The sequence below is a fragment of the Achromobacter sp. K91 genome (assembly GCF_003576205.1).
Lineage (GTDB): Bacteria > Pseudomonadota > Gammaproteobacteria > Burkholderiales > Burkholderiaceae_B > Achromobacter > Achromobacter aegrifaciens.
On the sequence record NZ_QWFB01000033.1, the window covers coordinates 16,599 to 42,173 of the forward strand.

Below are 25,575 nucleotides of genomic sequence, written 5' to 3' on the forward strand. Positions count from 1 at the left end.
TGGCTTAATCTGGCGGCCGGCCCAGTAAGGCAGGGCTCGGTTTCAACCGCAGTCGGCTTACAAGCCGGCGCGGCATCCATACTCAGGAGAAGTGATCATGAAGCGGTCCATCTTGTTTGCAGCCGGCGCCTTGGCCCTGGCTTGCGCATCCCAGGCGGCGGTGGCGGGGCCCACCCTCGATGCCGTGAAGAAAAAAGGATTCGTGCAGTGCGGCCTGACCGACGGCGTATCCGGCTTTTCGGCGACCAACAGCAAGGGCGAATGGGAAGGCATGGACGTGGACATCTGCCGCGCGGTCGCGGCGGCGGTGTTCGGTGATCCGACCAAATTCAAGGGCACGCCGCTGTCCACCCAGCAACGCTTCACGGCGCTGCAATCGGGCGAGGTGGACGTGCTGCTGCGCACCGTCACGCTGACGCAGACCCGCGACACGTCGCTGGGCCTGGCGGCCGTGGCGGCCAGCTTCTACGACGGCCAGGGCATCCTGGTGAGCAAGAAGCTGGGCGTCAAGAGCGCCAAGGAACTCAACGGCGCCACGGTCTGCGTGCAGCCCGGCACCACCACCGAGCTCAACCTGGCCGACTGGTTCCGCACCAACAACATCGAATTCAAGCCGGTGGTGATCGACAAGGTGACCGAGGTCGTGCGCGCCTTCGAATCGGGCCGCTGCGACGCCTTCACCGACGACGCCTCGCAACTGGCCGCGGTGCGCGCCACCCAGGTCGCCAAGCCGGACGACTACGAGATCCTGCCGGAACGCTTCTCCAAGGAGCCGCTGGGTCCCATGGTGCGCCAGGGCGACGAGAACTGGCTGGGCATCGTGCGTTGGACGCTGTTCGCGCTGATGGAGGCCGAGGAATACGGCATCACCCAGAAGAACGTCGACGAAATGTTGAAGAGCAACAACCCCAACATCGCCCGCATCCTGGGCGTGACGCCGGGGGCGGGCAAGAACATGGGGCTGGATGAGAAGTGGGCCTACAACGCCATCAAGGCAGTGGGCAACTACAGCGAAGTGTTCGAGCGCAACGTGGGCAAGGACAGCAAGCTCGGCTTGCAACGCGGCACCAATGCGTTGTGGAACAAGGGCGGCGCCATGTATCCCTGGCCGATCCGCTAAGGTTCGCGCCAGCCAGGACGGCCCGGATTTCCGGGCCGTTTTTTTATGGCATCGCCACGCGATACGTCTGCACCGTATTGCGGTACGCTATGCGCTTTCTACTGGACGGCCCACGCGCCATGACGCAGACCCGAAACGCCGAGGATTCCCCACTGTTCATCGCCGCGCTGGCGCGCGGCGTCTCCGTCCTGCGGGCCTTCAGCGAGGGGCAGCCCGCCATGACCTTGCCGGAGCTGGCCGAAGCGACCGGACTGAGCAAGAGTTCGGTGCAGCGCTTCACCCACACGCTGTGGACGCTGGGCTATCTGCGCAAGGACCCCTTGAGCAAGAAGTTCTCGCTGGGGCCCTGGTCGCTGGAGCTGGGCATGAAGTACGTGCAGACCAGCCCGCTGGTGCTGGGCGGCAATCCTTTCCTGCACACGCTCAACCGCAACAGCCAGGAAACCTGCAGCCTGGCCGAGCCCGACGGTCTGGACATGGTGTACGTGGCGCGCTTTGCCACCCACAAGGAAATGTTCGTGAACATGCCGGTGGGCATGCGCCTGCCGCTGTACTGCACGGCGGCGGGCCGGGCGGTGCTGGCCAGGCTGGATCCCGCGGTCGCGCGTGGTCTCCTGGAACGGTGCGACCGCAAGGCCTACACGGCCGCCACCATCACAAGCATGGACGAGCTCCTGGCCGAGCTGGAGTTTGCCCGCAGGCACGGCTATGCGCGCTCCAACGGCGAGTTCTATCCGGGCGACATCACGGTCAGCGCCGCGGTGCTGGATGCCGGTGGCACGCCGGTAGGCGCGGTCAACGTATCGGTGCCGTCCAGCCGCTGGTCGTTCGAGCAGGCGCAGGCGGTGTTCGGTCCGCAAGTGGTGGAAACGGCGCACGCCATCAGCGCGTCGCGCACGCTGGGGCGGTCGCGCCCCTTCTATGAAATGGAGCCGCCGGGCGGCGCCCTGCGCGACGCGATGCCGTTCGCGGGCGACGAAGCCTGATTCCAGGGGGCCCGGGTCCCGGGCGCGCCGACCACGTGCGTTCGTTATGCATACTAATTTAGTCGGATATAAAACTGCTGATTAGGGGAAACTCCCTAATTGGCCGGATGCTTGTACGCACGCTACTCTTATTTCGACACGATCATATCGCACAGCGATTTGATTGAATCTAAATAGTGATCCCAGCCTTATCAGGGCAGCGGTCGTCACCCAGGAGCCGAGTTGTGCAGCAGCCAGCCGAAGTCTGTTTTCATCCCGTCGCCGGGTTCATGGGCCTGCCTGCCGTCCGCGCCGCGGGCATGGGCGCGGCGCGCGCCTGCGTGGTCGGCATTCCCTTCGATTGCGGCACGCATCCGTTCCGGGTCGGATCGCGCCAGGGGCCGGACGCGATCCGTGAGCAGTCCAGGCTGCTGCGGCCGGTGGATATCTTCCGGCGCCACGGCATCGACAACCCGCCGGAGTTCCTGCGCGCCATCGATGTGGGCAATGTGGCCTGCCATCCGGGCGATCCGGACGCCTCCTATCCGCTGATCGAGGCCGGCATAGGCGCCATCCTGGATTCGGGCGCCATACCGATTTCCATGGGAGGCGATGGCGCGGTCACCTTGCCGCAGCTGCGCGCCGTGGCGCGCCGCCATCCGGATTTCGTGGTGCTGCATTTCGATTCGCACACCGACACCTATCCCATCCCTGGCTACAACACGGCCACTACGTTCACACGCGCCGCTGAAGAGGGGCTGCTGGACGTGGCCTCCAGCTTTCACATCGGCACGCGCGGCAGTTCCTTCATGCCGGGCGTGTTGGAGTTCGGGCGCGAGGTCGGCTACACGATCCTGCCTTATGACGACTTCGACCAGGACCAGAAGGGCGCGCTGGCCAACATCAAGCAGCGCATCGGCCAGCGGCCCGTGTACCTGTGCTTCGACATGGACATCTTCGATCCTTCCTGCGCGCCGGGCGTGTGCACGCCGGAGTGGGGCGGACTTACGGCCAAGGAAGGGCTGGCGCTGCTGCGCCAGCTCGCGGGCCTGAACTTCGTGGCGTTCGACGTGAACACCGTGTCGCCGCCGCAAGACGTGCAGGGGGCCACGGCCTTCCTGGCAGCCACCGTCATGCAGGAATTCTGCGCGCTGGCGGCGGTAGCGGTGCAGCAGTATCCGCAGGGGCGTCCGGCCTGAGCCGGCAGCGCCACGCCAACCAATTCATCCAAGGGGAAAACGATGAAACTCAAATCCATTCTGCTGGGCCTGGCTGTAGCCGGCCTGCTGGCCCAGGGCGGCGCGCAGGCGCGCACGCTGGACGAGATCCGCGCGGACCAGAGCCTGAACGTCGTCACCACGGCGTCCGCGCCGCCGCACGGCTTCAAGAATCCGAAGTCGAACCAGCTGGAGGGCATCATGGTGGACGTGGCCGCGGCCGTGGCCAAGCACCTGAAGGTGTCGGACAAGCTGTCCGACGTGCCGTTCTCCGGCCTGATTCCCACGCTGACCTCGGGCCGCGCCGACGTGATGTCCGCGCCGCTCTTCATCACCGAGGAACGCGCCCGCGCCATCGACTTCTCGGCGCCGGTCTATGAATGGGGCGAGGGCATCGTGGTCAGCGACAAGGCGGACAAGAAGTACGCCAAGTTCGAAGACATGAAGGGCCAGCGCGTCGGCGTGCTGGTGGACTCGGTGCAGTTCAACATGATCAAGGACATGCCCGGCACCAAGGTTTCGACGTACCAGGACTATTCCACGCTGCTGGCCGACGTGCGCGCCGGCCGCATCGACCTGGGCATCGTGGATCCGCCAAGCATCATCTACCAGATCAAGACCAAGAACATCCCCGGCGTGAAGCTGGACACGGGCTATCAGCCGCAGCGCAAGTGGCAGGTGGGCATGGCGGTGCAGAAGGGCAACGCCGCGCTGCTGGAGGCGGTCAACGGCGCGCTGGCACAGATGAAACAGAACGGCGAGCTCGCCGCCATCGGGCAGAAGTGGGGCGTGGCCGACCTGATGAGCAAGTGACGCCGTACCGGCACGGATAAGGAGTACGACTTGGATCTCGCGACCCTGCGCATGTACCTGACCCCCCTCGCCGAGGGCACGGTCTGGACCCTGGCGCTGTTTTTCTCTTCGGCATTCCTGGCGGTGGCCCTGGGCCTGGTCGTCTGTCTGTGCCGCCTGTCGCCGTCGCGGCTGCTCAGCCGCGGCGCGCGTTTCTACATCGACGTGATACGCGGCACGCCGCTGCTGCTGCAGCTGTTCTACATCTACTACGGCCTGCCTGAGATGGGCGTGGTCATCAACGGCTTCGTTGCCGGCGTGTTGGGCCTGACGCTGAACTTCGGCGCCTATCTGGCCGAACTCTTCCGCAGCGGCATCCAGTCGGTGGACAGCGGCCAGTACGAGGCGGCGCGCGCGCTGGGCCTGGGCAAGGTGCAGCGGCTGCGCCGCATCGTGCTGCCGCAGGCCTTGCGCACGGTGTTCCCGGCGCTGGGCAACTACGCGCTGGTGCTGATCAAGGAAACCTCGCTGGTGGCCGTCATCAGCGTTTACGAATTGATGCGCGCGGGCGAAATGCTGGCGGGCGCCACCTTCCAGGCGCTGACCGTCTACACCATGGTGGGCGTCATCTACTTCGCCATGTGCAGCGTGCTGTCCTACGTGTTCCGCCGTTCCGAAAAGCGCCTGACCGTGCCGGGCTACTGGAGCGGCGCGGGCGAAAACCATGACATTTCCAAGGCCTGATGCGATGGATGGATTGAACTACGCCGCCCCTATCATCACGATGCAGGGCGTATGCAAATGGTATGGCGACTTCAAGGTGCTGGACGAGCTGGCGCTGGAGGTGTTGCCAGGCGAAAAGCTGATCCTGTGCGGGCCGTCCGGCTCCGGCAAGTCCACCACCATCCGGCTCTTGAACCGGCTCGAGGAACACCAGCAAGGCCGCATCGTCGTCGACGGCATCGAGCTGAACGACGACCTGAAGAACATCGAGCGCATCCGCGCCGAGGTCGGCATGGTGTTCCAGCACTTCAACCTGTTTCCGCACCTGACCGTGCTGGACAATTGCACGCTGGCGCCGATGCTGGTGAAGGGCGTGCCGCGCGAGGAAGCCGAGGCCCGCGCCATGGAATACCTGGAGCGCGTCAAGATTCCGCAGCACGCCTCCAAGTACCCGGGCCAGCTGTCCGGCGGCCAGAAGCAGCGCGTGGCGATTGCGCGGGCGCTGTGCATGCGGCCCAAGATCATGCTGTTCGACGAGCCCACATCCGCGCTGGACCCCGAGATGGTCAAGGAAGTGCTGGACACGATGGTGGCGCTGGCGCGCGACGGCATGACCATGGTGTGCGTGACGCATGAAATGGGTTTCGCGCGCGAGGTCGGCGACCGCGTGGTCTTCATGGACCAGGGCGCCATCGTCGAGGCCGACACGCCGGACAATTTCTTCCGCGCGCCGCGCACCGAACGCGCGCAGGCCTTCCTGGGGCAGATACTGGGTTGATCGGGCCTTTCAAATTCCGTTTGGCGGAACCTGTGGAATGGTTCCATGACGGCGGCCTGAAATGGCTCTAGCCGGTTTCGGCTACGCTACCTATCATGCATGTCACGCGGGCGCGCATGCGCCCATGCACCGCCAATGGAAAATGATCAGGGAAAAACGATGAACGGCGCTGATAGTCTTTGCGATACCTTGCTGGCCAACGACGTGGATGTTTGCTTCGCGAACCCCGGCACATCCGAAATGCACTTTGTCGCGGCATTGGATCGCAAGCCGAAGATGCGCTGCGTGCTGGGCCTGTTCGAAGGCGTGGTGACCGGCGCGGCCGACGGCTACGCGCGCATGGCCGACAAGCCTGCCGCGACGCTGCTGCACCTGGGCCCGGGCCTGGGCAACGGGCTGGCCAACCTGCACAACGCCAAGCGCGCCCGCACGCCCATGGTCAACATCGTGGGCGACCACGCCACCTATCACGTCCAGTACGACGCGCCGCTGACCAGCGACGTCGAAGGCGTCGCGCGCCCGATGTCGCATTGGGTCAAGCGCACCACCAAGGCCGCCGACCTGTCCGCCGACGCCGCTGAGGCCGTGGGCGTGGCGCGCCGCTCGCCGGGCAACATCGCCACGCTGATCCTGCCCGCCGACGCGGCCTGGACGGACTTGCCGGAAAACACCGCGCCGGTGCTGGCCAAGAGCGAGGCCTTGGCCCAGACCTCGGCCGACGCGGTGCGCGCGGCGGTTGCCGCGATCCGCTCGGGCGAAGTCACGACGCTGATGCTGGGCGGTTCCGCGCTGCGTGAACGCGCGCTGAACGCCGCCGGCCGTATCGCGCGCGCCACCGGCGTGCGGCTGGTGTCGGAAACCTCCAACCGCCGCATCGAGCGCGGCGGCTCGCGCACGCCGGTGGACCGCCTGCCGTATCCGATCGACCTGGCGGTGGCCAAGCTGAAGGACGTGCGCCATCTGGTGCTGGTGGGCGCGAAAGCGCCGGTCGGCTTCTTTGCCTATCCCGGCAAGCCCAGCCTGCTGGCGCCGCCCGACTGCAAGCAGGTGGTGCTGGGCACGCCCGAGCAGGACCTGGCGCATGCGCTGGAGTGGCTGGCCGACGAGCTCGGCATCGCCCAGGACGCGCCGCGCCTGGCCGCTGCCCCCGCCAACTACGAGGTGCCGCAGTCCGGCAAGTTGACTGGCGCCGCCGTCAACATCCTGGTCGCGCACCATCTGCCGGAGCAGGCCATCGTCTGCGACGAGTCCATCACCCAGGGCCGCGAATTCCCGCTCTACAGCGTCAACAGCGCGCCGCACGATTGGCTCATGCTGACGGGCGGCGCCATCGGCATCGGCCTGCCGCTGGCGACCGGCGCTGCCGTCGCCTGCCCGGACCGCAAGGTCGTCACCCTGCAGGCAGACGGCAGCGGCATGTACACCTTGCAGGCGCTATGGACGCAGGCGCGCGAGAACCTGGATTGCCTGACCGTGATCCTGGCCAACCGTTCCTACGCCACCCTGCACGGCGAGATGAAGAACGTCGGCGTACAGGAACCCGGGCGCAACGCCCGCCGCATGCTGGATCTGGAAGAACCGTACCTGGACTGGACGCATCTGGCGCGCGGCATGGGCGTGGAAGCGGTCAGCGTGGATACGGTGGAAGGCTTCGCGCGCGCGCTGCAGGAAGGCCTGAAGCGCCGCGGCCCGTTCCTGATTGAAGCGGTGATCTAAACCCCCAGATAGCGCGTCAACTGCTCGGGCTGCCGGGCCAGCGACGCGCTGTCGCCGTCCTGCACGATCTGGCCTTTTTCCATCACCAGGCAGCGGTCGGTGTGTTCCAGCACCGCCCGGTAATTGCGGTCCACGATCAGCGTGGACATGCCGCTGGAGCGGATCTGGCGGATGATTTTCCAGATCTCGGCCACGATCAGCGGGGCCAGGCCCTCGGTGGCTTCGTCCAGGATCAGCAGTTCGGGATTGGTCATCAGCGCCCGGCCGATGGCCAGCATCTGCTGCTCGCCCCCCGATAGCTGCTGGCCGCCATGGCCCAGGCGTTCCCGCAGGCGCGGAAACACCTCCAGCACGCGCGCGTAGGTCCAGTCCTGGCGGCCGTCGCGGCCGGCGCGCGCTGCCACCTGCAGGTTCTCGCGCACGTTCAGGTTGGGAAAGATGCCGCGCCCTTCGGGTACATAGGCCACGCCCATGCGGGCGATGGCGTGGGGCTGCGCACGGGTGCAGTCGCGCCCGTCCACGCGCACGCTGCCCTGGGCGCTTCTGACATGGCCCATCAGGCTGCGGATCAGCGTGGTCTTGCCCATGCCGTTGCGCCCCACCAGGCCTACGGATTCTCCGGGCGCGATATACATGTCGATGCCGCGCAGCACATGGCTGGCGCCGTAGTAAACGTGCAGGCCGCCTGCTTCGATCAAAGCGGTCATACGCTGGCTCCATGGCTGTCTTCGCCCAGGTAGGCGGTGCGCACGTCGGGGTTGGCGCGGATCGCGTCTGGCGTGCCGCTGGCGATGGCGGCGCCGTTGACCATGACGGTAATGGTTTCGGCGACGCGGAAGACCGCGTCCATGTCGTGTTCCACCAGCAGGATTGCGTGGCCGGGCTTGAGCGCTTCCAGCAGCTCCAGGATGCGGTCGGTTTCCTCGGGGCCCATGCCGGCCAGGGGTTCGTCCAACAGCAGCACCTGCGGTTCGCCAGCCAGGCACATGGCGATCTCAAGCTGGCGCTTGCGGCCATGCGGCAGCAGCCCGGCGTCGCGCGCGGCGTCGTCCGCCAGGCCGGTGCGCTCCAGCGCGTGACGCGCAAGCTCCGCGCTGTGGCGGCATTCGGCGGCGGACCGCCACCAGTGCCAGAAGCGCTGGCGGCGAGCCTGGGCGGCCAGCCTGCAGTTTTCGAACACGCTCAGTTCGGGAAAGATGGTGGACCGCTGGTAGCTGCGGCCCAGGCCCGCGCGCGCCCGGTCGGGCTGGCGCCAGGCCGTGATGTCGCGGCCGGCCAGCATCACTTGGCCGCTGCTGGGCGCAAGTTCGCCCGACAGGATGTTGATCAGCGTGGACTTGCCTGCGCCGTTGGTGCCGATGACGGCGTGGACCTGGCCGCGCTGCAATTCCAGCGACACGCCGTTCACCGCCGTCAGGCCGCCGAAGCGGCGCGTGACCGCGCTTGCGGCCAGCAGGACATCAGACATGGGGCTCTCCCTGGATGGGCAGGCGGGCGGGAGCCTGCTGACGGCTGGAATGCGCGGCATCCGGTTTGGGCGCGGCGCGGGCGGTGTCGGCGTCCAGGCCGGGGGCGGCAACGTGCGCCGCGCGGCGCTGGCGCAGCTGAGCCGGCAGCCCGGCCAGGCCGTTGGGCAGCAAGGCCACCAGCGCGATGATGGCCACGCCCAGCGGCAGGTGCCAGTGGCGCGCGTATTCGCCAAAAATCTCCTGCGACTGGAACAGTTCCTGCATCAGCACCAGCGCCACAGTGCCCAGCACCGCGCCGCCCAGGCTGCCCATGCCGCCCAGGATCACCATCAGCAGCACCAGGCCCGATTGTTCCCAGGCCAGCAGCTCGGGCGTGACGAAGCCGTCCTTCAGCGCGAACAGAAAGCCCGCCAGGCTGGCCAGCGTGGCGCCGATGACATAGGCGGCCAGCTTGTAGGGATAGGTCGAGTAGCCGGCCGCGCGCATGCGCTGTTCGTTGATGCGGATGCCGGCGAGCGCGGCGCCGAAAGGCGAGCGCCGCAGCAGCGCCAGGAAGCCCCAGGTCAGCGCCAGGCAGGCGAGCACGAAGAAGTAGAAGGTCCGGGCATCGCCCAGGTCGAACGGCAGCCAGCCGCCCAGGGACAGTTCGGGCCGGAAGTACAGGTAGATGCCGTCGCTGCCGCCGCCGATCTTGGTGTCGTGGAACACGTAGTAGGCCATCTGCGAGAAGGCCAGCGTGACCATGATGAAGTACACGCCGCGGGTGCGCAGCGCCAGCGCGCCGGTCGCCAACGCATAGGCCGCGGCGGCGAGCAGGGCGGCCGGCAGCAGCCACCACAGGCCGGCGGCTTCGGATTCCGGCGACAGCAGCGCCGCGACGTAGGCGCCGATGCCGAAGAAGGCGGCGTGGCCCAGGCTGACCAGTCCCGCGCCGCCCACCAGCAGCTGCAGGCTGAGCGCGAAGATTCCATAGATCATGATCTTGATCGCCAGGCCGGTGTAGTAGTCGCTGCCGCTCCAGGAGAAAGCGGCCAGCGCCAGCAGCGCCGCAATGGGCAAGAGTCGGTTCAACATGGTCAGCCCTGCTTGAACAGCCCTTCGGGCTTGCAAAGAAGTATGAAGGCCATCAGCAGGTACACCAGCACGCCCGCCGCGGACGGGAACAGCACCTGGCCGAAGGTTTCCACCACGCCCACCAGCATCGCGGCCAGGAAGGCGCCACGGATCGAGCCGATGCCGCCGATCACCACCACCACGAAGCAGATGATGAGTACGCCGTTGCCCATGCCGGGATAGACCGAGGACACCGGCGCGGCGATGCTACCTGCCAGCGCCGCCAGCGCCACGCCTGCCGCGAACACCAGGCGGTAGAGCTTGTTGATGTCTATGCCCAGCGATCCGATCATCTCGCGGTTGCTGGCGCCGGCCCTCAGCATCATGCCCAGCCGCGTGCGCGTGATGACCCAGTACAGCAACAGCGCCACCGCGATGCCGACGGCGGAAATGAACAGCCGGTAGACCGGATAGGTCATGACGTCGCCCAGCGCGATGCTGCCCTGCAGCCAGGCTGGCAGGGGCACGCCGTGCACGTCGTTGCCCACCAGGATGCTGCGCAGTTCTTCGAAGACCAGGATCAGGCCGTAGGTCATCAGCACCTGCTGCAAGTGGTTGCGCTTGTACAGGTAGCTGAAAAAAGCGGCCTCCAGCAGATAGCCCAGGGCGCCGGCGGCCAGCACGCAGACCGCCAGCGTGGCCAGGAAGCCGCCGCCCAGCCAGCGGTCGACGGCCGGTCCCAGCGCGAACGCCATGTAGGCGCCGATCATGTAGAAACTGCCGTGGGCAAGATTGATGATGCCCATGATGCCGAAGATCAGCGTGAGTCCGCTGGCCACCAGGAACAGCAGCAAGCCGTACTGGAAAGCGTTCAGGCTCTGGATGAGCAGGATGCTGATGTCCATGGGGCCTCCCTGTGGCGGATTGCGGTCAGAGCTTGCAGCCGCGGGCCGGGTCGGCCAGCTTCTTCACGGCGATATCCACGACCTTGTTCTGCAGCCCGTCGACGCGGCGCAGGTAGATGTCCTGCACCGGGTTGCCCGCGCTGGACAGCGTGAAGGGGCCGCGCGGGCTGTCCACCGTGGCGCCGCGCATGGCCTTGCGGAAGTCTTCCTTCTTGGCGAAGTCGCCCTTGACCGCGGCCAGGCCCGACTGCATCAGCTGCGCGGCGTCATAGCCCTGCACCGCGTAGACGTCGGGCTGTGCCTTGTAGGCTTTGCTGTAGTCGGCGCGGAAGGCGTTGTCGCGCGGCGTGTTCAGGCCGTCTGCATAGTGCAGCGTCGTCAGCAGGCCTTGCGCCGAAGCGCCCTGGGCCTCCAGCGTGCCATCGGTCAGGAAGCCCGAACCGTACAGCGGGATGGTCTTGCCCAGGCCCGCGGCGTAATAGTCCTGCACGAACTTCACGGCGCCGCCGCCTGCAAAGAACGTGAACACCATGTCGGGCTTGAGCGCCGCGATCTCGGTCAGCAGCGGCTGGAATTCCACGTTGGGAAACGGCAGGCTCAGTTCCTTCACGACCTTGCCGCCGGCCTTCTCGAAGCCTTCCTTGAAGCCGCCGATGGCCTCGTCGCCGGCCGCGTATTTCCAGGTGATGGTGACGGCCGTCTTGTGGCCCTTGGCAAAGGCCACTGGACCCATGGCGTAGGCCGGCTGCCAGTTGGTGAACGAGGTGCGGAAGATGCCCGGGCCGCACAGCGGACCGGTGATGGCGTTGGCGCCCGCGTTGGTCACGATGAGTGTGGTGTCGGCATCCTTGGCGGCCTTGGCCAGCGCCATCGCCACGCCCGAGTGCACGGTGCCGATCAGGACGTCCACCTGGTCGCGCTTGATCAGGCGGTTGGCGTTTTCGGCGGCCTTGGCGGGGTTGGACTCGTCGTCCACCTTGAAGTATTCGATCTCGCGTCCGCCCAGCTTGCCGCCTTGTTCGGCGACGTACAGCTTGAAGCCATTCTCGATGGCGTTGCCCAGCGCGGCGTAGGTGCCGCTGTAGGGCAGCATGAAGCCGACCTTGATCTTGTCGGCGGCCTGGGCGCCGGTGGCGGCGAGCGTCAGAGCCGCGGCGAGCGCAGCCCGGGTCAGGGCGTGGTTCATGGTTAGTCTCCGTGCTTGTTATGGGCCGACGCAGTGGTCAGCGGGGTTTTTCCAGGCCGCCCATAAAGCTGGCGACGGCCTGGATAACGCGGGCTGGCTGGTCCTTGTGCGCCGAGTGGCCGCAGTCGGGCAGTTCCAGCAGTTCGGTCTGGGGCGCGAGCCGGCGTATGCCGCGTATCTGCGCCAAGCTGCCGTATTCGTCGTCCACGCCCTGGATGGCAAGCACGGGACAGGCGATGCGGGGCAGGTATTCGTCCAGGTTCCAGCGGCGGAAAGCCGGGTCTAGCCAGATGTCGTTCCAGCCCCAGAACGCCGAATCCGGGTCCGCGTGATAGCGCCCCAGCCGGGCGCGCAGGTCCGTGTCCAGATAGGCCTGGCGCGCCTGCGCGATGCTGGCGACCGACACGTCTTCGACCAGGATATGGGGCGCGGCGGCGACCACGCCGGCCACCGCGTCGGGATGCATGGCCGCATACAGCAGGGCGATGGAGCCGCCGTCGCTGTGGCCGAACAGCACCGGCTTGTCGCGCCGGGCGTCCACGCCCAGCGCGATCAACAGCGCGGGCAGCACCTCGCGCGCCTCGATGTGCATGAAATCCACCGGCCGCTTTTCTGCTGGCGGCCGGGGCGTCGATTGCCCGTAGCCGTAGCGCGAATACACCAGTCCGCGGCACCCGGCTGCTGCACAGACGCGCTCGGGCCAGTCCTTCCACATGGATACGGACCCCAGTCCTTCGTGCAGGAAGACCAGCAACGGGGCGCCGGGGCTGTCGGACCCTATCCACTGGTATTCCAGGCGCAGATCCCGGCCGCCGGTATGAAACTCGGCAAACACGGTCTCGGCCACGGCGCAGGCGCTCATAGCGTGGCCTCTTCCAATTGGCGCAGGCGGAAGCGCTGTATCTTCCCGGTGGCCGTCTTGGGCAGTTCTTCCGTGAAATTGATCTGGCGCGGATACTTGAACGGCGCCAGATGCTGCTTCACGTAATTCTGCAGCGCAGCCCCGGTCTGCGCGTCGGGCTCGAAGCCGGGACGCAGCACCACGTAGGCCTTGGTCTTGACCAGCCCGTCGTGGTCCGGCACGCCGATCACGGCCGCTTCCAGCACAGCCTCGTGCTGCACCAGGATGTTCTCGACCTCCACTGGCGACACGTACTGGCCGCTGACCTTGATCATGTCGTCGCTGCGCCCGGCATAGGTGTAGTAGCCGTCCGCGTCGCAGGTGTACTTGTCGCCGCTCTTGAGCCAGTCGCCCAGGAAGCACTGGCGCGTCTTGTCGCGGTTGTTCCAGTACATCAGGGCTGCGCTGGGGCCTTTGATGTAGAGGTCGCCGATGGCGCCGGGCGGCACCGGGGCGCCGTTCTCGTCGCGCAACTGCACTTCATAGCCCGGCACGGGCTTACCGGTGGTGCCGTAGCGCAGCTGCCCGGTCTGGTTGGAGATGAAGATGTGCAGCATCTCAGTGGAGCCGATGCCGTCCAGGATCTCGCAGCCGAAGTGGCGCGTGTAGCGTTCGCCGATGTCGCGCGGCAACGCTTCGCCGGCGGACGTGCAGATGCGCATGGCGACCTGTTCGCGCGCCGGCAGGTCGGGCGAGGCCAGCATGCTGGCGTACAGCGTGGGCACGCCGTAGAACACGGTGGGCCGATGCTGCGTCAGGCGTTTGAAGACCGCTTGCGGCGTGGGGCGTTCGCCCATCAGGATGACGGTCGCGCCCACGGACAGGGGGAAGGTCAGGCCATTGCCCAGGCCGTAGGCGAAGAACAGCTTGGCGGCCGAGAACACCACGTCGTCCTCGCGGATGCCGAGCACGGGCTTGGCATAGAGTTCGGCCGTGTGCCACAGGTTGCCATGGGTGTGGACCACGCCCTTGGGTTTGCCGGTGGAGCCGGACGAATACAGCCAGAAAGCGATCTCGTCGGACAGGGTGCGCGCCGCTGGCGCGAGCGGGGCGGCGGCCAGCAGCGATTCGAATTCGCGCCCGCCTTCGGGTAAGGGGCCGGCGGGCTGGGAAACCACCAGGTGTTCGACATCGGCGGCGGCCTGCCCCAGCGCGGTCTGCACCACTGGCAGCAAGGCGCCCGATACGAACACGGCGCGCACGCGGCTGTGGCCAATGATGTAAGCGTAGTCATCGGCGGTAAGCAGGGTGTTCACGGCCACCGGCACCACGCCCGCATGCAGCGCGCCCAGGAATACCACCGGCCAGTCGACAGTGTCCTGCATCAGCAGCAGGATGCGCTCCTCGCGCCGCAGGCCCAGCTGGCGCAGCGCGCCGGCCATGCGCGCCACCCGCTCCGCCAGTTCGCCGTAGCTGATCTGGCGGGTGTCGTCGATGTAGGCCGGCTTGGCGGCGCGCGGCGCATTGAGCGCCGCCAGGTGGCTGGCGAAGTTGAGTTCGTCGGGACAGGCGTTCACGGTTGTCTCCTGATGTCCTGTGGGGGGAGCCGCGCTGTGTGTGTTTTTCTGGCGGCGGGTGGGGCGGGGCCTCTCAGGTGCGCGTGAATTCGATGGCGCCGCCCGGCAGCAGATACAGCACCAGCGCGCGGCCGCCGCTCACGGTCGGGCTGTGCGCGCTGCCGGGGCCGTAGACCAGCCAGCCGGCGCCGTGGCCGTCGAAGCGGGCGCCCTCGGTCAGCGGCATGATCATGTCGATCTCGCCATTGGGGTGCGCGTGGTGCGGGCCGGCAAGATCGTTCATGTCCACTACGTCCACCGAGCAGTCCGCCAGGTCTGGCGCGGGCTTGATGACGCGGCCGTAGCGGATGCCGCCGCCTTCCCGGCTGCACATCCAGCCCTCGGCCACGCCCTGCCTACAGGTGGCGTAGATCTCCTGGAACAGGGCGCTTTGCGGGCCGGCCTCGCGGTTCAGGCTTTCCTGCAGCGCCGCGTCCAGCGGCTGGCCTTGCGTCAGGCGCGTGACCTCGCGCATCAGGGCATGGAATTGATCAGGCGTACTCACCGGGCACCTCCTTTACACTGTCGGCGCTTCAGAATCGACATGAAATCGACTGCTGCTTTTTTGCACATGAGGCGCTTTGGACTGATTGAATGGAAAAATAGTGCTTCCATTGATTATGGTCAAGCACTATAGTGCATAAAACGTGGTAATCAGGGTTTTTGCGGAGTCACGTAAACATGAATCAAGCGCTAGATGCGGCGCCATCCGAACCCAGGCGGGAAGCGTTCCTGGTGGCCTTGGGCGAGCGGGTGCGCCGCCTGCGGGCCATACGCGGCATGACCCGCAAGAGCCTGTCGCAGGTGACTGGCGTATCGGAGCGCCATCTGGCCAATCTGGAACATGGGGTGGGCAATGCCTCCATCCTGGTGTTGCTGCAGATCGCACGCGCCTTCAACTGCGCGCTGGCCGAATTGGTGGGCGACGTCACCACCGAATCGCCCGACTGGCTGCTGATCCGCGAGCTGCTCAGCGGCCGCACGGAATCCGACCTGCAGCGCGCGCGCGAGGCCCTGACCCAGCTGTTCGGCGTAGGGGCGGGGGCGCAGCGCCCCAACCGCACCCAGCGCGTGGCGCTGATCGGCCTGCGCGGCGCGGGCAAGTCCACGCTGGGCCAGATGCTGGCTGATGACCTGGGTTATCCGTTCGTGGAGTTGAACCGCGAGATCGAGCGCGTGGCCGGCTGCAGCATCCTGGAAATCCACAATCTGTACGGCCCCAATGCCTACCGCCGCTACGAACGGCGGGCGCTGGAAGAGGCCGTGCAGATCTACCCGGAAATGGTGCTGGCCACGCCGGGCGGGCTGGTGTCCGAGCCCGCCACCCTCAATCTGCTGCTGGCGCACTGCTACACGGTATGGCTGCGCGCCACGCCCGAGGAGCACATGGGCCGGGTCATGGCGCAGGGGGATTTCCGTCCCATGTCGGGCAACAACGAGGCCATGGCGGACCTCAAGCGCATCCTGGCCGGACGCGAAGCCTTCTACGCCAAGGCCGACCTCACCTGGGTCACCAGCAACCTGGATGTGCAGGAAAGCTTTGCCGGCCTGCGCACCCAGGTGCGCAAGGCTTGCGGCCTGCCGCTATAGCTGGATTCGATGCCGGCAGCGCCGGCAATATGCATTTTTATGCATGCCCCGCTTGACGGGGCTTTTTTTGTCCTCTAATCTGCACAATAATTCATGTAGTGCAGTATTTTTCCTGTTTGGCAGGCGTACGAGGAGACACACTATGAGCAGCACCCTCAACCGGGTTGATTTCCGGACCGACCCCGAGCAGTACCGCCACTGGCGCTTGAGCTTCGACGGCCCGGTCGCCACGCTGGCCATGGATGTTGCCGAGGACGGTGGCCTGCGTCCGGGCTACAAGCTCAAGCTGAATTCCTACGACCTGGGGGTGGACATCGAACTGCATGACGCCTTGCAGCGCATCCGCTTCGAACACCCGGAAGTGCGCACCGTGGTCGTGACCAGCATGAAGGACCGCATCTTCTGTTCCGGCGCCAATATCTTCATGCTGGGTCTGTCCTCGCACGCCTGGAAGGTGAACTTCTGCAAGTTCACCAACGAAACCCGCAACGGCATTGAAGATTCCAGCCGCCACAGCGGCCTGAAGTTCATCGCCGCGCTCAACGGCGCCTGCGCCGGGGGCGGCTACGAGCTGGCGCTGGCCTGCGACGAGATCATGCTGATCGACGACCGATCGTCGGCGGTCGCGCTGCCCGAGGTGCCGCTGCTGGGCGTGCTGCCCGGCACCGGCGGCCTGACCCGCGTGACCGACAAGCGCCGCGTGCGCCACGACCATGCCGACATTTTCTGCACCCTGGTCGAGGGCGTGCGCGGCCAGCGCGCCAAGGATTGGCGCCTGGTGGACGAAGTGGTCAAGCCGGCCCGCTTCGAGGAGGCCGTGCGTGAGCGCGCGCAGGCGCTGGCGCAGGGCAGCGACCGCCCGGCAGGCGAGCAAGGCATCGTGTTGACGCCGGTGCAGCGCACGGAAAGCGCCGATGGCCTGTCCTACCGCTATGTGGACATCAAGTTGGACCGCGAGAAGCGCCAGGCCACCTGGACGGTGCGCGCGCCCGAGGGCGCGGTGCAAACCGAGCTGCAGGACATCGTCGCGGCCGGCGCGGCCTGGTGGCCGCTGCAGATGGCGCGCGAACTGGACGATGCCATCCTGTCGATGCGCACCAACGAACTGGACATCGGCACCTGGATCATCAAGACCGAAGGCGACGCCGCGCTGGTGTTGGCCGCGGATGCCGCGCTCCAACAGCATGCGGACCACTGGTTCGTGCGCGAAACCGCCGGCATGCTGCGCCGCACCTTGGCGCGCCTGGACGTGACCTCGCGCAGCCTGTTCGCGCTGATCGAACCCGGCTCCTGCTTTGCAGGCACCTTGCTCGAACTGGCGCTGGCTGCCGACCGCAGCTACATGCTGGACAACGAAGACGAATCCGCGCCCGCGCAGATCGTGGTGGGCGAGCGCAATTTCGGCGCCTATCCGCTGGTCAACGGCCAGAGCCGCCTGCAGCGCCGCTTCTATGAAGAGGAAGCGCCCCTGGAAGCGGTGCGCGCGCGCGCCGGCCAGCCGCTGTCGGCCATCGACGCGCTGGAGCTGGGCCTGGTCACCTATGCGCCCGACAACATCGATTGGGACGACGAGGTGCGCATGATGCTGGAAGAGCGCCGCGCGCTGTCGCCCGACGCCCTGACCGGACTGGAAGCCAACCTGCGCTTCGGCGGCCAGGAAACGATGGAGACCCGCATCTTCGGCCGCCTCACAGCCTGGCAGAACTGGATCTTCAACCGCCCCAACGCCGCCGGCGACAAGGGCGCGCTCAAGCTCTACGGCAAGGGCGAGCAAGCCGCATTCGACTGGAACCGGGTCTGACGGCCCCGCGTCACCGCGCCGCGTGAACGCGGCCACCCCAAAGGAACAGGAGCGAGACATGTCTGGAATCAACTACACCGATAAGATCCCCAACAACGTCAATCTGTCCGGCGACCGCACCTTGCAGCGCGCGCTGGAACATTGGCAGCCCAACTACCTGCAGTGGTGGCAGGACATGGGCCCTGACGGCTCCCACGGCTTCGACGTCTACCTGCGCACGGCGGTCAGCGTGCAGCCCGACGGCTGGGCGCACTTCGACCACGTCAAGATGCCGGACTACCGCTGGGGCATCTTCCTGGCGCCGCAGGACGGGCAGCGCAAGATCCATTTCGGAGAGAACATGGGCCGCGACGTCTGGCAGGATGTGCCCGGCGAGCACCGCGCCAACCTGCGCCGCATCATCGTCACGCAGGGCGACACCGAACCGGCCTCGATCGAGCAGCAGCGCCACCTGGGCCTGACCGCGCCCTCGCAGTACGACTTGCGCAACCTGTTCCAGATCAACGTCGAGGAAGGCCGCCACCTGTGGGCCATGGTCTATCTGCTGCACCGCTACTTCGGCCGCGATGGCCGCGAAGAGGCGGACGCGCTCCTGCAGCGCAGCTCGGGGGATTCCGACAATCCGCGCATCCTGGGCGCGTTCAACGAGAAGACGCCCGATTGGCTGGCCTTCTACATGTTCACCTATTTCACCGACCGCGACGGCAAGTTCCAGCTGTGCGCGCTGGCGGAGTCCAGCTTCGATCCGCTGGCGCGCACCACGAAGTTCATGCTGACCGAGGAAGCGCACCACATGTTCGTGGGCGAATCCGGCATCTCGCGCGTCATCCAGCGCACCTGCGAGGTCATGAACCAGCTCAAGACCGATGACCCGCAAGCGGTGCGCGCGGCCGGCGTGATCGACCTGCCCACCATCCAGCGCTACCTCAACTTCCACTACAGCGTCACCATCGACCTGTTCGGCGCGGATCAGTCCTCCAATGCGGCCATTTTCTACGGTTCGGGCCTGAAGGGCCGCTACGAGGAAAGCAAGCGCACCGACGACCACCAGCTGAAGAACGACACCTACCGCGTGCTAACCGTGGAAAACGGCAGGCTGCGCGAGATCGAGGTGCCGATGCTGAACGCCCTGAACGAAGTGCTGCGCGACGACTTCATCCGCGATTCGGTCGCTGGCATCGGGCGCTGGAACAAGGTCATCGAAAAGAGCGGCCTGCCGTTCCGGCTGCAAGTGCCGCACAAGGCCTTCAATCGCCAGATCGGCACGCTGGCCGGCATCCGCATGTCGCCCGAAGGCGAGATCCTGTCCGAATCGCAATGGCAGGCCAACAGTCACAAATGGCTGCCGACGCCCGAGGACCGCGCCTTCGTTGCATCGCTGATGGGCCGCGTCACCGAGCCGGGCAAGTTCGCCAACTGGATCGCGCCGCCCGTCATGGGCGTCAACCGCCAGCCGGTGAATTTCGAGTACGTCCGTTTCAACTAAAGCGGGGCGGCGGCTGTTTTCACGGCCGCCTACCGGAGCATGGGGAAGACCGAGATGAACGCTCCCTTACCAGCAGAAGTCCTGAAGCAGCACCTGATCGATCCCGAGATCTGCATCCGCTGCAATACCTGCGAAGAAACCTGTCCGATCAAGGCGATCACCCACGACTCGAACAACTACGTGGTGGATCCCGAGATCTGCAACGGCTGCATGGCCTGCGTGCCGCCTTGCCCCACGGGGGCGATCGACAACTGGCGGCTGATGGTACGCGCCGAAGCCTATGGCGTGCAGGAACAACTGGGCTGGGAAGAACTGCCGGGCGAGAAGGCGCTGCCGGAAACGGCTGCCGCCGCGCCGGCCTGCGATGAGCCGGATACGCCGCAGCCTGCCGCGCCCGCGACTTCCACCGCGCCCGGCGCAACGGTCCCGCCCTGGTCCGCCGCCCACCCATACGTCAACCTGTACACGCACAAGACGCCGATGACGGCCACCGTGGTCGGCAACTACCGCGTGACCGGCGCCGACACGGAAAGCGACATCCACCATATCGTGCTCGACTTCGGCGAGCTGCCGTTTCCCGTGCTGGAAGGGCAGTCCATCGGCATCCTGCCGCCCGGCGTGGACGCGCAGGGCCGGGCGCACCACGCGCGCCAGTACTCGCTGGCCAGTCCGCGCGACGGCGAGCGGGCCGGCTACAACAATCTTTCGCTGACCGTAAAGCGCGTCACCGAGGACCATGCGGGCGCCGCCGCGCATGGCGTGTGCTCGAACTACCTGTGCGACCTGGCCAAGAACGACAAGGTGCAGGTGATCGGGCCGTTCGGCCACACCTTCCTGATGCCCAATCACCCCCGCGCCAATCTCATCATGATCTGCACCGGCACGGGTTCGGCGCCCATGCGCGCGATGACGGAGCGCTACCGCCGCCGCATCGAGACCGGCGAAAACGGCAAGCTGCTGCTGTTCTTCGGCGCGCGCACCGAGCGTGAACTGCCGTACTTCGGGCCGCTGATGAAGCTGCCGCGAGATTTCATCGACATCAACCTGGCGCTGTCGCGCGAAGCCGGGCAACCCAAGCGCTACGTGCAGGACCTGATCCGCGACCGCGCAGGCGCGGTGCGGGAACTGCTGGCGGACCGCAATACCTGCATCTACGTGTGCGGGCTGAAGGGCATGGAAGTAGGCGTGCTGGACGCCCTGCGCGATGTGACGGTGCAAGCGGGCCAGGATTGGTCTATCCTGCATGATGCATTGCGCCGCGAAGGGCGCCTGCATTTCGAAACGTACTGAATCCACAAACATGCGTGGCAATCGGCGCGCGCTGGCGCGCCGATTGCATTTGCGGGGGGAATCCACAAAATGAAGTTCGCCGAATTCAAGGACGGCATGGTCATCAAGGGCGGTCCGGTCACCCTGACGGAAGCCGAGATCCTGGAGTTCGCACGCAAGTTCGATCCCCAGTGGTTCCACACCGATCCCAAGCGTGCCTCTGAAGGGCGCTGGGGCGGCCTGATTGCCAGCGGCTGGCATACCTGCGCGCTGGCGATGCGCATGGCCGTGGACGCGGCGCTGCACGATTCCGAATCCTTCGGCTCGCCCGGCCTGGGCGAGGTGCGCTGGCGCACGCCGGTGCGTCCGGGCGACACCCTGCGCCTCGAAGCGCGCGTGCAGGGCGTGCGCACCTCGTCGTCGCGTCCCGACCTGGGCATCATTACCTGGGCCTGGACGGTCCTGAACCAGCACGACGAAGGCGTGCTGGAGCTGGACGCGACCAGCCTGTTCGATCTGTCCGGCGAAAACTGAGGCTGGCCGTCTAGCGCTTGCCTGTCTGCTTCAGGATGGCGGCGGCTTCAGGACCGGCTGCTGCCTTCCAGTTCTTGACCGAGTCTGCCGCGGCATCCTTTAGCGCGCGCTGCACGGGCAGCGGCACCGACGTATTGATCGCCACGCCGTTCTTGCGCATGTTGGCGTAGTTCTGCTGCAGGCGGCCGTCGATGCGCTTCCATTGTTCGGTTTCGGTCTGCGCCGCCGCCTGGTCGATGGCGCGGCGCGTGCGCGCATCCAGCGCCTGATACGCCTGCAGGTTCATCGTCGCCACCGAGATCGGCATCGCGTAGTTGATTTCCGCGAAGTTGGGCAGGTGCTCCCAGAGCTTGCGGCCCGCGCCGCCGTCGCCTGACGACAGTACCGCGTTCACCTCGCCCGAGGCGATCAGCGGCATCGCATCCGCGAAGGAAATGTTCTGCGCGCGGGCGCCGGCTTTCTGCATGACGTCCTGCGACGTGGCGTCGTAGGTGCGGATGCTCAGCTTCTTCAAGGCGGCGACGCTGTCCAGCTTCTGCTTGGACCAGATGCCGGACGCCGGCCACGGCGTGGTGTACAGCAGCTTCTGCCCATGCGCCGCCAGCAGCTTCTCGTAGGCGGGGCGGGCGGCCTTGTTCAGGTTGCGGGCCTTGGACAACGAGTCCGCCAGGAACGGCAGGGACGACACGCCGAACAAGGGATACTTGGCCGCCAGTGCGCCGGCGAAGGCATCGCCCGCATCCACCTTGCGCGCTTGCACCGCATCGATCATGTCGGACGACTTGATCCCCTTGGACGCGTCATAGCTGGCGTCGATGACCACGTTGCCCGCGGTCTTGGCGCGGACCAGTTCGGCAAACGTGGATACGCCTTGTCCGGGCATGGAGGTGGCCGGATACTCGGTGGCCATCGTGAGGGTGGTGACGGCGTAGGCGCCATGGGCCATGAACGCCATGGCAATGCCTGTCATCAGGCGGAGGGTGGGACAGCCTTGCATGCGCGGCTCCTGGGCTCGGGGGGAAACCTGGTCGGGACACGCGGCAGGGCGCGGGAGCGCCCGGCCCTGTGCCTGGCCGATGCTGCAAAGCGTACGGCGAGTGCAAGGGCTCGCCTATACGGGCTTTCGGCAATGCGCGGGTTGTTGCGGGGACGAGAGCGGCCTGGCGGCAATTACTGGATGGGCAGGCCGTGCATCTTCAAGAAGGACAGCTTGTCCCAGTAACCCCGCTGGAACACGATCCTGCCGCCGCGCACCGTAAAGAATCCGCAGCCGCGCAGTCCCAGGGGATCGCGCCATTCCAGGGCAGCAACCTCGCCGGCTTCATGGATCGTCTCCACGATGCAGGTCATGTCGGCCTGGGCGAACTCCCGTTCAAACATCGCGCGTATGGCCTCGCGTCCGACGATGGGCTCCTGGGTGACCTGATGGTTCACCGCCGCTTCATCGTAAAGCTCCGCCAGGCCAGCGGCATCGGCGGCATTGAACCGTAGGACCCATTCTTCGACCAGTTGCCGCGGAGTCATGTGTGCTTCCTTTTTTTGGGGGGACTTACGTTGTAAACGAAATTTGGGTGGCGCGGCCACAGCCGTCTCGGATTAGCAAAAACTGCGCATTAATGCATGGATATTGCTACGTAATATGCTGTAATTACTAGAAGAATTGCCAGTTATAAAGTACAGTGACCTTATGGAATTCAATGCTCCGTCGGAGGTAAAGTATGAAGCTGGAAGACCGCATGAGTCGCTCGATCAAGCAGCGCGCAGGGGTTGTCGTTTTGCGCTCGGACTTTGCTGATATGGCGAGCGACTCACAGGTCGGGCGAGTCTTGGCCCGCTTCGTCGATGACGGGATGCTTGTACGCATCAGCAAAGGGGCTTTTGCCAAGACCCGCGTCAACCAGTTCACGGGCAAGCCGACCGCTGCAGGAACGCTGGAAATGATTGCTGCGGAGCTTTTTCGCAAGCTCAAGATCTCTGTGAAACCGAGCGCGTTCGTAGCCGAATACAACTGCGGCAAATCGACCCAGATTCCCATGGGGGCGACTGTCAGTACGGGACGCCGGCGCATCACTCGAAAAGTGACTGTAGGGAGCAGCACGCTGACGTATGAAAAGGATCTCAGACGAACAGAAGTCTGATATTGAAGACGCCGCCACGGCAGGCCTGCTGGGCGCCTTGCCGCCTGCCGTCGTTGAGAAAGACCTGCACATCACTGATGTGCTACGAATTCTGGCCCAGATCGAGGTCACGCACATTGCGCATCAGAAAGGCCGCAAGAAGGGGGATCCCAGGCCGGCGTCCATCCCCGTGGCTACGCGCTTGGTCTTCGCCGGCGGGACCTGCCTTTCGAAAGCGCATGGTCTGGTTGAGCGGATGTCCGAGGACATAGACATCAAGGTTGTGCTGGACAATGTGCCGGAAGGCTATGTGCTGCAAGACGGTCACACAGACCGGGCTCGGCTAGGCAATCTGCATCGGCAGGTGGAGCGGCTTCTCACGGATATCGGCTTCCAACTTGTGACCCGTGACGATGAGGATAACCCCGTTGCGCGGGACAGCCGTCGTTACTACTGTCTTTCGATTTCATATGCGGCGCATTTTCAGGACGTATCTGGTGCGCTGCGTCCCGAGCTCAAGCTTGAGCTGATACATCGTTCTACCGTGTTGGCGGCTGAAATGCGCGACATGGGCTACATGTTCGACGGCCTTGTTCCGCGCGTAGCGCCCCTGCGTTTTTCGATGGCATGCATCACGGTCGCGGAGACGCTCGCGGAGAAGGTGTTGTCACTGCTGCGGCGCTGCGCTTGGAACTGGGATGGGCATCAGCGCGGGGAGTACGACGCCGCCTTGGTGCGCCATGTCTATGACGTCTGGCGTATTGCAGAAATCCGGCCCGATGCCTTGGCTGTAGCCCGTCAGATCTTTGCGGAACTGGTCCGAAAAGAGGTAGAGGAATTCCGCGGCCAGCATCCTGGGTTTGATCAAGACGCATACTCGGTGCTGAGGCGCACATTGGCGTCTGCTGCCGTTCATGAAGGATTGAAGACGAACTTCGAGCAACGTCTGAAGCCACTGCTCTACGCTGCGCGGAAGCCGGAATTCGAGACCTGCTATGCGGTCTTTGCGCGTGCTGCAGAACAGTTGCTGAGTCCCCCCGTCTGACTAACGACTTTTCAACGGCACCGGTATCAGGAAGGCGGGCGCGGCGCTCGCTGTCCACGGGCAGCAGGCGCCGCCCTGTGTTGAGTCGCGCAAAAAAAAACCGCCCCGTAGGGCGGTTTTGTCGGAACCGAACAAGCGATCAATAGAACGCCTGGATGCCGGTCTGCGCGCGGCCCAGGATCAGGGCGTGCACGTCGTGGGTGCCTTCGTAGGTGTTGACCACTTCCAGGTTCACCAGGTGGCGGGCCACGCCGAACTCGTCGGAGATGCCGTTGCCGCCGAGCATGTCGCGCGCCAGGCGGGCGATGTCCAGTGCCTTGCCGCAGGAGTTGCGCTTCATGATGGAGGTGATTTCGACGGCGGCAGTGCCTTCGTCCTTCATGCGGCCCAGGCGCAGGCAGCCTTGCAGGGCCAGCGTGATTTCGGTCTGCATGTCGGCCAGCTTCTTCTGGATCAGCTGGTTGGCGGCCAGGGGGCGGCCGAATTGCTTGCGGTCCAGCGTGTACTGGCGGGCGGTGTGCCAGCAGGCTTCAGCGGCGCCGACGGCGCCCCAGGCGATGCCGTAGCGGGCGGAGTTCAGGCAGGTGAACGGACCCTTCAGGCCGGACACGCCGGGCATCATCTGGTCGGCGGACACTTCCACTTCGTCCATGACGATTTCGCCGGTGATCGAGGCGCGCAGGCCGACCTTGCCGTGGATGGCCGGGGCCGACAGGCCCTTCATGCCCTTTTCCAGGATGAAGCCGCGGATCTTGCCGTCGAAGTCGCCGCCGACGCACTTGGCCCACACCACGAAGACATCGGCGATGGGGGAGTTGGTGATCCACATCTTGTTGCCGGAAATCTTGTAGCCGTCGGACGTCTTGACGGCGCGGGTTTCCATGCCGCCGGGATCGGAGCCGTGGTTGGGTTCGGTCAGGCCGAAGCAGCCGATCCATTCGCCGCGAGCCAGCTTGGGCAGGTACTTCTGCTTTTGCGCTTCGCTGCCGAATTCGTTGATGGGCACCATCACCAGGGACGACTGCACGCTCATCATGGAGCGGTAGCCGGAGTCGATGCGTTCGACTTCGCGGGCGATCAGGCCGTAGCTGACGTAGTTCAGGCCGGCGCCGCCGTATTCGACGGGGATGGTGGCGCCCAGCAGGCCCAGTTCGCCCATTTCGGAGAAGATGGCCGGGTCGGTCTGTTCGTTGCGGAACGCGTTCAGAACGCGCGGGGCGAGCTTGTCCTGCGCATAGGCGTAGGCTGCGTCACGCACCATGCGTTCTTCTTCGGTCAGTTGCTGGTCCAGCAACAGGGGGTCTTGCCAGTGAAAGGAAGGATTCGAGGACATGCTGGGTCTCCGCTATGGA

The 25,575-nt window shown here is 65.7% G+C and carries 25 protein-coding genes; 14 read left to right on the top strand and 11 right to left on the bottom strand.

What is annotated here, in order from left to right:
- Positions 1-97: 97 nt before the first annotated feature.
- From DXK93_RS16155 to DXK93_RS16185, 7 genes are all read left to right on the top strand, one after another.
- Entirely contained in the window at positions 98-1,120 is a 1,023-nt protein-coding gene (locus DXK93_RS16155; protein WP_054451454.1) for an amino acid ABC transporter substrate-binding protein, read from the top strand.
- A 119-nt stretch (positions 1,121-1,239) separates the two neighbouring features.
- The gene (locus DXK93_RS16160) at positions 1,240-2,106 is read left to right on the top strand and encodes an IclR family transcriptional regulator (RefSeq protein WP_119450585.1); all 867 of its coding nucleotides are present in this window, start codon (positions 1,240-1,242) and stop codon (positions 2,104-2,106) included.
- A 269-nt stretch (positions 2,107-2,375) separates the two neighbouring features.
- Positions 2,376-3,284 carry an arginase family protein gene (locus DXK93_RS16165; protein ID WP_054452208.1) on the top strand — a complete coding sequence of 303 codons (909 nt, stop codon included), beginning with the start codon at positions 2,376-2,378 and terminating at the stop codon, positions 3,282-3,284.
- Positions 3,285-3,326: 42 nt separating this feature from the next.
- A complete protein-coding gene (locus tag DXK93_RS16170) occupies positions 3,327-4,115 on the top strand; it encodes an ABC transporter substrate-binding protein (RefSeq protein ID WP_054451452.1) in 789 nt (262 codons plus the stop codon).
- 30 nt (positions 4,116-4,145) lie between these two features.
- Positions 4,146-4,838, top strand: coding sequence for an amino acid ABC transporter permease (locus DXK93_RS16175; protein ID WP_054451450.1), 693 nt, complete (start codon positions 4,146-4,148; stop codon positions 4,836-4,838).
- 4 nt (positions 4,839-4,842) lie between these two features.
- A complete protein-coding gene (locus tag DXK93_RS16180; RefSeq protein WP_054451448.1) occupies positions 4,843-5,595 on the top strand; it encodes an amino acid ABC transporter ATP-binding protein in 753 nt (250 codons plus the stop codon).
- Positions 5,596-5,754: 159 nt separating this feature from the next.
- Positions 5,755-7,311: an acetolactate synthase large subunit gene (locus DXK93_RS16185; protein ID WP_054451445.1), complete on the top strand. Its 1,557-nt coding sequence runs from the start codon at positions 5,755-5,757 to the stop codon at positions 7,309-7,311.
- Here DXK93_RS16185 and DXK93_RS16190 read toward each other — a convergent pair.
- The 8 genes from DXK93_RS16190 to DXK93_RS16225 all read right to left on the bottom strand — a co-directional run bounded on the left by DXK93_RS16190 (position 7,308) and on the right by DXK93_RS16225 (position 14,886).
- Positions 7,308-8,018, bottom strand: coding sequence for an ABC transporter ATP-binding protein (locus DXK93_RS16190; protein WP_119450586.1), 711 nt, complete (start codon positions 8,016-8,018; stop codon positions 7,308-7,310). The two genes, DXK93_RS16185 and DXK93_RS16190, sit on opposite strands and share 4 nt — an antisense overlap.
- Complete coding sequence (locus DXK93_RS16195; RefSeq protein WP_119450587.1) at positions 8,015-8,779, bottom strand: ABC transporter ATP-binding protein; 765 nt, start codon at positions 8,777-8,779, stop codon at positions 8,015-8,017. The genes DXK93_RS16190 and DXK93_RS16195 overlap by 4 nt, the downstream gene beginning before the upstream one ends.
- Complete coding sequence (locus DXK93_RS16200) at positions 8,772-9,854, bottom strand: branched-chain amino acid ABC transporter permease (RefSeq protein WP_119450588.1); 1,083 nt, start codon at positions 9,852-9,854, stop codon at positions 8,772-8,774. The genes DXK93_RS16195 and DXK93_RS16200 overlap by 8 nt, the downstream gene beginning before the upstream one ends.
- 2 nt (positions 9,855-9,856) lie before the next feature.
- Complete coding sequence (locus DXK93_RS16205) at positions 9,857-10,738, bottom strand: branched-chain amino acid ABC transporter permease (protein ID WP_042794742.1); 882 nt, start codon at positions 10,736-10,738, stop codon at positions 9,857-9,859.
- A gap of 25 nt (positions 10,739-10,763) precedes the next feature.
- Positions 10,764-11,924, bottom strand: coding sequence for an ABC transporter substrate-binding protein (locus tag DXK93_RS16210; protein ID WP_119450589.1), 1,161 nt, complete (start codon positions 11,922-11,924; stop codon positions 10,764-10,766).
- A 37-nt stretch (positions 11,925-11,961) separates the two neighbouring features.
- Entirely contained in the window at positions 11,962-12,786 is an 825-nt protein-coding gene (locus DXK93_RS16215; RefSeq protein WP_119450590.1) for an alpha/beta fold hydrolase, read from the bottom strand.
- Positions 12,783-14,342 (bottom strand): benzoate-CoA ligase family protein, encoded by a 1,560-nt coding sequence (locus tag DXK93_RS16220; RefSeq protein ID WP_119450591.1) that lies wholly within the window; start codon positions 14,340-14,342, stop codon positions 12,783-12,785. The genes DXK93_RS16215 and DXK93_RS16220 overlap by 4 nt, the downstream gene beginning before the upstream one ends.
- 73 nt (positions 14,343-14,415) lie before the next feature.
- Positions 14,416-14,886: a DUF4863 family protein gene (locus DXK93_RS16225; protein ID WP_054451429.1), complete on the bottom strand. Its 471-nt coding sequence runs from the start codon at positions 14,884-14,886 to the stop codon at positions 14,416-14,418.
- Positions 14,887-15,062: 176 nt separating this feature from the next.
- Here DXK93_RS16225 and DXK93_RS16230 point away from each other — a divergent pair, with 176 nt between their 5' ends.
- The 5 genes from DXK93_RS16230 (at position 15,063) to DXK93_RS16250 (ending at position 21,061) form a co-directional block, all read left to right on the top strand.
- Positions 15,063-15,971, top strand: coding sequence for a helix-turn-helix transcriptional regulator (locus tag DXK93_RS16230; protein WP_042794737.1), 909 nt, complete (start codon positions 15,063-15,065; stop codon positions 15,969-15,971).
- A gap of 142 nt (positions 15,972-16,113) precedes the next feature.
- Entirely contained in the window at positions 16,114-17,772 is a 1,659-nt protein-coding gene (gene boxC, locus DXK93_RS16235) for a 2,3-epoxybenzoyl-CoA dihydrolase (protein WP_119450592.1), read from the top strand.
- 58 nt (positions 17,773-17,830) lie between these two features.
- Entirely contained in the window at positions 17,831-19,258 is a 1,428-nt protein-coding gene (boxB, locus tag DXK93_RS16240) for a benzoyl-CoA 2,3-epoxidase subunit BoxB (RefSeq protein WP_054451425.1), read from the top strand.
- A gap of 54 nt (positions 19,259-19,312) precedes the next feature.
- A complete protein-coding gene (gene boxA, locus DXK93_RS16245; protein WP_119450593.1) occupies positions 19,313-20,548 on the top strand; it encodes a benzoyl-CoA 2,3-epoxidase subunit BoxA in 1,236 nt (411 codons plus the stop codon).
- 69 nt (positions 20,549-20,617) lie between these two features.
- The gene (locus tag DXK93_RS16250; protein ID WP_054451423.1) at positions 20,618-21,061 is read left to right on the top strand and encodes a MaoC family dehydratase; all 444 of its coding nucleotides are present in this window, start codon (positions 20,618-20,620) and stop codon (positions 21,059-21,061) included.
- Positions 21,062-21,071: 10 nt separating this feature from the next.
- Here DXK93_RS16250 and DXK93_RS16255 read toward each other — a convergent pair whose 3' ends face one another.
- Together DXK93_RS16255 and DXK93_RS16260 are read right to left on the bottom strand one after the other, a co-directional pair.
- Entirely contained in the window at positions 21,072-22,058 is a 987-nt protein-coding gene (locus DXK93_RS16255; protein WP_119450594.1) for a TRAP transporter substrate-binding protein, read from the bottom strand.
- A gap of 173 nt (positions 22,059-22,231) precedes the next feature.
- Positions 22,232-22,585 carry a nuclear transport factor 2 family protein gene (locus DXK93_RS16260; protein WP_054451417.1) on the bottom strand — a complete coding sequence of 118 codons (354 nt, stop codon included), beginning with the start codon at positions 22,583-22,585 and terminating at the stop codon, positions 22,232-22,234.
- A gap of 194 nt (positions 22,586-22,779) precedes the next feature.
- Here DXK93_RS16260 and DXK93_RS16265 point away from each other — a divergent pair, with 194 nt between their 5' ends.
- Together DXK93_RS16265 and DXK93_RS16270 are read left to right on the top strand one after the other, a co-directional pair.
- The gene (locus tag DXK93_RS16265) at positions 22,780-23,199 is read left to right on the top strand and encodes a DUF6088 family protein (protein WP_054451416.1); all 420 of its coding nucleotides are present in this window, start codon (positions 22,780-22,782) and stop codon (positions 23,197-23,199) included.
- Positions 23,168-24,223 (top strand): nucleotidyl transferase AbiEii/AbiGii toxin family protein, encoded by a 1,056-nt coding sequence (locus tag DXK93_RS16270; RefSeq protein ID WP_119450595.1) that lies wholly within the window; start codon positions 23,168-23,170, stop codon positions 24,221-24,223. The genes DXK93_RS16265 and DXK93_RS16270 overlap by 32 nt, the downstream gene beginning before the upstream one ends.
- A 139-nt stretch (positions 24,224-24,362) precedes the next feature.
- Here DXK93_RS16270 and DXK93_RS16275 read toward each other — a convergent pair whose 3' ends face one another.
- On the bottom strand, positions 24,363-25,556 hold the full coding sequence (locus tag DXK93_RS16275; protein WP_054451413.1) for an acyl-CoA dehydrogenase: 1,194 nt from the start codon (positions 25,554-25,556) through the stop codon (positions 24,363-24,365).
- Positions 25,557-25,575 lie beyond the last annotated feature (19 nt).